A 5,604-nucleotide genomic window follows, 5' to 3' on the forward strand; every position below is an offset into this window, starting at 1 on the left:
CCTTCCGCCGCTGCCACAACTACATCCACGGCAACGAAGGCATGCCCAAGGATGCCGCCTTCTGGCAGTTCCTCTATCTGATCTTCTGCAAGATGTTCGACGAGCGCCGTCCCGGCGAGCATCGCGACTTCTGGGCCGGACCTTACGAACCATTCCAGCCCGCCGGGCAAAAGGAGATTCGTCGGCGCATCGTGCCGCTGTTCGAGGCGGTGAAGCGCGCCTATCCGCAATTGTTCAAGGGCAACGAAGAGATCACGCTGTCCGACCGGGCCCTGGCCTTCATCGTCTCGGAACTCTCACGCTACGACTTCGCGCGGACCGATGTCGACGCCAAGGGCGCCGCCTATCAGGAGATCGTCGGCAACAACCTGCGCGGTGATCGGGGCCAATATTTCACCCCACGCGGCGCGATCCGCCTGGTGGTGCAAATCCTCGCGCCGCAGGAGACCGAGACGGTACTCGACTCATCGTGTGGTACCGGCGGCTTCCTGGTTGAAGTGCTCAATCACCTGAACCGGAAGTTTTACGCCGAGAAAGATCTCAAGGCCGGCGACGAAAAGACCGAAGAATTCATTTCGATCCGGGATCGCCTGGCCCATTACGCAACGCATAAGCTCTACGGCGCCGACTTCGACCCCTTCCTGGTGCGGGCCGCGCAGATGAACGTGATGATGGCGGGCAATGCGCTGGGCCATTTGTACCACATGAATTCGCTGGAATTCCCGCTCGGTCATCTGGAGGGAGTCAAGGCGGCCAGGGATAAGATCCCGCTCGGGTCGATTGATCTCATCATGACGAATCCGCCCTTCGGCTCAGACATCCCGATCACCGAGAGGACCATCCTGGAGCAGTACGAGCTGGCCAGGCGGTGGGAGCGTCAGGGCGAGGGCTTTGTGATGACGCAGGCGCTCAAGTCCGCGGTCTCGCCCGAGGTCCTGTTCATCGAGCGCTGTATCCAATGGCTCAAGCCCAAGGGCCGGTTGGGGATCGTCCTGCCGGACGGCATCCTCGGCAACCCCGGCGACGAATATATCCGTTACTGGATCCTGCGCCACTGCTGGGTCCTGGCCAGCATCGACCTGCCGGTGGAATGCTTCATCGTCGAGGCCAATGTCAACATCTTGACCAGCCTGCTCTTCCTCAAGAAAAAGCCGAGCGAGGTTATTCAGGCCGAGGACATGGGCAACAAGCAGGATTACCCCGTCTTCATGGCCGTGGCGGAGAAGGTCGGCTTCGACCGCCGCGGCAATACGCTCTACAAGCGGCATCCGGATGGGGAGGAAATCCTCATCGACGCGACCTTTGAGGAAAAGGTGCGGATCGGCGGCAGTCTTCACGTGCGCACCCTGCACCGCAAGACCCGCATTCTCGATGACGACCTGCCCGAGATCGCCAAGGCCTACGCCGAGTTCCGCACCAAGCATCCGGAGCCCGGCAAATGATCACGCGCCTCGAAGCGATCCGCTACCGCTGCTTTGAACGCCTGGCAGTAGACCTGACCGATTTTCAGGTCATCGTCGGCGCCAACGGTGCGGGCAAGAGCACGCTGCTCGACTTACCCTTCCTGGTCGGGGAACTGCTGCGTGCCGATACGATCGCCCTCATCTTCCTGGTCAAACGCGGCGACAAGCCCGCCCGGGCCGCAACCCTACGCGAGCTGATCTATGCCGGGCGGGGTGACGACTGCGCGATTGCCCTGGAGGCCAAGCTGCCTGACGAGATCCGCGATCAGTGGGTCGAAGCGCTGGCCCTGCGCACCAGTGCCAACGGCGAGGCGGATGCACTACGCGACACCCCGGCACGCTGGCCAACGCATATCCGCTACGAATTGCGGCTCGAGGTCGTCAACGAGCGTGACCTCCAGGTCCGGAGTGAATATCTCTTTGTCTTCCCTGAGCAAGGGCGGCCGGACCGGTCCGTTGTCGGCATCTGGGGTGAATCGAACAGCGGCCAGGCCGACCGGCATTTCATCCTGCGTCGTGAAGCCGGTGGCCCGGCCGTCTTCGAGACCGAGACCGACATCCAACCGGGTTCGCTGACGACTCGCGTCAAACCGAGCCTGCTCGCCATGTCGGCGGTCAAGTACAGTCCGGATAGTTATCCGGCCGCCTATTGGCTCTATGGCCTTTTGACCGCACGGAGTGTCTTTCTCGATCCGCAGTGGGACCGGCTCCGTGCGCCGAGTCCCCCCGGGCTGGAAAAGGGCGTCATTCCTTCGGCACTCAACCTGCCATGGCTGGCGCTCGATCTGAAACTGGACGGGCTGCCGGATGGAGCCAGCGCGGCCGAGCGCGCAGCCTATCGCAGCCAGGACTACTCGGATTGGGTGGATCACGTCAAGACCGCACTGGTGCCTGTGGCAGACATCGAGATCAAGGAACGTGAGGAGGATCATTACGCCTATTTCATTATTCGCTATGTCAGCGGCTACAGCGTCACCTCCAGCGGACTCTCGGATGGCACGCTACGCATCCTGACCTTGACCTTGCTGCCCTACCTGCACAATCCACCGAAACTGCTTGTCACGGAAGAGCCGGAGAACGGTATCCATCCCCGAGCGATCGAGGCGATCCTGCAATCACTTTCCTCCCTGTATGACAGCCAGGTCTGGGTATCGTCATACTCAACGGTCGTGCTGGCAAGTTGCTCGCGGTCGCAATTGCTCTGCGCGCGTCAAACGTCCTCCTCCGGCGGCGTGGAGGTCGTGGGCGGTCATGAGCATCCCCGGCTCAGGGACTGGCAGGGCGGCATCGATCTTGGCAGCCTGTTCGCGGCGGGAGTTCTCGCATGAGACACCCTGTCTTATTTACCGGCGACAGGATCAGGTGCGGTTGTCATTCCGCCCGCAATGAGACAGGAGGTCGAGGCTTTAGCCGGTCGACCTTGCGTCTCAGCGACCCTGATCCGGCTAAAGCCTCGACCTCCAGTTGTGAGGCGAAGCACTCATCCGTGGTCTACCAGCGGATTGCGGCGGCCATACGGATCAATGCCTGCACCGATACCGAGTTTCAACGGCTGACTGCGCAGCTTCGCGCCTGGTTTTCGGCGGGGGTGGCGGCATGAACTTCGCAAGTTTCAAGAACGCCCGTGTGGTGCGATCGAGTTGGCTGGAAGAAGGCGGGCGGCGGCTCGATTGCAATCCGTATATGTCGGGGGCGCTGGAGGCAAGAGATATCTTGCGGCAGCTGAGTGTCCGCAAAGACCCATTGAGCACGCTCACCGCCGGCTACGTGGGCGGCATCTATAACGGGCCGATGTTTAAGCGCAATTATGTGGATTCACCCGAATGCGGAGTGCCATTCATCAGCAGTGGCACCATGATGCTGGCTGATCTTAGTAGCTTGCCGTTGCTCCGTCGTAAAGATGCCGATTCGTCGCGCTTGTCCTATCTGCGCTTGAAGCCAGGCATGACGCTGATCTCTTGTTCCGGGACCATCGGCCGGACCTGCTACGTGCGTCCGGACATGGATGGAGTCTGGTCCTCTCAGGACGTGCTCAAAGTCGTCCCCAACGGCTCCTGCATCCCATCTGGCTATTTGTACGCATTTCTCTGTAGTCGATATGGTATGCCGCTGGTGGTGTCTGGCACCTATGGCGCAATTATTCAGCATATTGAGTCAGAGCACATCGCGAAATTGCCGGTGCCTAGGTTTGAAGCAGATGCCGAGTTGCGCGTTCATACACTTGTCGAACTGGCAGCACTCAAACGCTCTCATGCAGACTGCACCCTAACACACGCGATAACTGATTTACTCTGCGCGCTTCACCTGCCGAAATTATTACTAACATCATCACCAACGCCCTTCTCAACGGCTTCGGTGCAGGCATCGAGCCTACAGTCTCGATTCGACGGTTTCTTTCACAGTCGATATCACTCAGAAGCATTTAGTTCAATCGCATCGAATGGAGCGTCGACCGAGCGCTTATCAGATATCGCCTCATCAATTGAGGAGCCAAAAAGATTCAAGCGGGTGCCGTTAGATTCCGACTCCGGTGGGATTCCTATGTTTGGTACCTCAGCGATATTCTGGAGCGACCCCGAGCCTTTATATTATCTTCCTAATAAAATGGCGGCTCCCTACGTTGTGACGAGAAAAACGCTGCTGATTCCACGATCCGGCCAGATCTCGGGTGTGATTGGTCGCCCGGTACTTCCTTATGGGGAAATCATTGGCGGAGCTGTCTCCGAGGATGCAATCCGGATTCACTGTAATAGCGAAATGGATGCAGGATTCCTTTTCGTATTCCTTTCCTCTGAATACGGCATCCGTCAGCTAAAGGCGCGTGCCTTTGGTTCATCGATTCCGCATCTGGACGTATGGCAGATAGGTGACTGTGTCATCCCCAAAGTGCCAGAAGACTTGTGGGTCAGCATAGGACGGCAGGGGCTGGCGGTCTCCGAACTTAGGGGGGAAGCGATCGGTTTGGAGAGGGAAGCCCGACGAATCGTCGAATGTGCGATCTCAGGAGAGGAAATGTAATGGCCAAAGTGATCCCCATCGGCGACCCAATCAACGACGCCGAACGCGCCGCCATCGCCTACCTAAGGGATCACCTGCCGGACAACTTCATCCTGCTGCATAACTTCGAGATCGTGCGCCAAAGGGAGCGCTTCGAAATCGACCTCGCCCTGCTGACGCCCCATGCCCTCTACCTGATCGACGTGAAGGGCACCCGGGGTACGATCGAGGTCTACGGCAGCAAGTGGTACCCCGAGGGCCGCGCGGCTTACCCCTCACCCTTGCCCAAACTGCGCAGTCATGCGAAGACCGTCAAGGGCCTGATCACCGAGGCCCACCCGGGCCGCGGCGAGCTGGACGGCATCTATGTGGATGTCGCCATCCTACTCACCGCGCCCGATGCGTTTCTCAACGACCGCGATCAGCGCGACGCCGAACAGGTCGTCAAGCTCAAGGATGCACAACGCTGGTTCAAGGACGGAACCCGTATCCCGGCCCGTTTCTCCAGAAACATCCTGCCTCAACAGGCTCTGATCCTGCACGCCTTGCAGGTGGTGAAGCCGGCCCCGGGCGTGCCGCGCTTTGGACACTGGCAGGTGAAGGAGCGGCTGGGGGCGACGGATGCCTATACCGAGTACCGGGCCGAGAACCTCTTCGCCGGGGGTACAGCGCGGCTGCGGGTCTACGCGGCCGAGCCCTACCAGCCGGAAGACGCGCGCAAGGCGCAGATCGCGCTGATCGCGAATGGCTACCGGGCGCTGTCGCGCCTGCCACTGCACCCGAACATCGTGGCGGCGCGCGACTTTTTTCCGACGGAGGACGATCGGGCCTATTGCCTGGTGCTGGACGACACACCCGGTCAGGCCCTGACGCTGCACCTGGCGCGTCCGCAACTGGCGCTGACCCTGGACCAGAAGTGGCGCGTCGCCCGCGACCTGCTGGCCGCCCTGGCCCATGCCCATCAACATGGGGTGCTGCATCGCAATCTGACCCCCGGGGCCATCCTGCTCGGGCAGGATGGCACGACGCGACTGACCGACTTCGATTTCGCCAAGACCGCCGTCGACCGCGGCCTGACCATCGCCCCCGCGATCGTCGATCTGGTGGAGGCCGGGTATGTGGCGCCTGAGGCGTATCGGGCGCC

The 5,604-nt window shown here is 60.5% G+C and carries 4 protein-coding genes; all 4 read left to right on the forward strand.

Translation table 11 applies throughout. From position 1 onward, the window contains the following. Positions 1-1,442 (forward strand): N-6 DNA methylase (locus QZY48_RS27860; RefSeq protein WP_295436892.1); only part of this gene is annotated, 1,442 nt, incomplete at its 5' end. Further along, complete coding sequence (locus QZY48_RS27865) at positions 1,439-2,791, forward strand: AAA family ATPase (RefSeq protein ID WP_295436893.1); 1,353 nt, start codon at positions 1,439-1,441, stop codon at positions 2,789-2,791. The genes QZY48_RS27860 and QZY48_RS27865, both read left to right, overlap by 4 nt. Before the next feature lie 268 nt (positions 2,792-3,059). Next, positions 3,060-4,481, forward strand: coding sequence for a hypothetical protein (locus tag QZY48_RS27870; RefSeq protein WP_295436894.1), 1,422 nt, complete (start codon positions 3,060-3,062; stop codon positions 4,479-4,481). Continuing rightward, positions 4,481-5,604, forward strand: a 1,124-nt coding sequence (locus tag QZY48_RS27875; RefSeq protein ID WP_295436895.1) for an NERD domain-containing protein kinase family protein, incomplete at its 3' end; no start/stop codon positions are given. The genes QZY48_RS27870 and QZY48_RS27875, both read left to right, overlap by 1 nt.

Origin of the sequence: uncultured Thiodictyon sp. (assembly GCF_903828115.1) — a bacterium.
In the GTDB taxonomy this organism is placed as follows: domain Bacteria; phylum Pseudomonadota; class Gammaproteobacteria; order Chromatiales; family Chromatiaceae; genus Thiodictyon.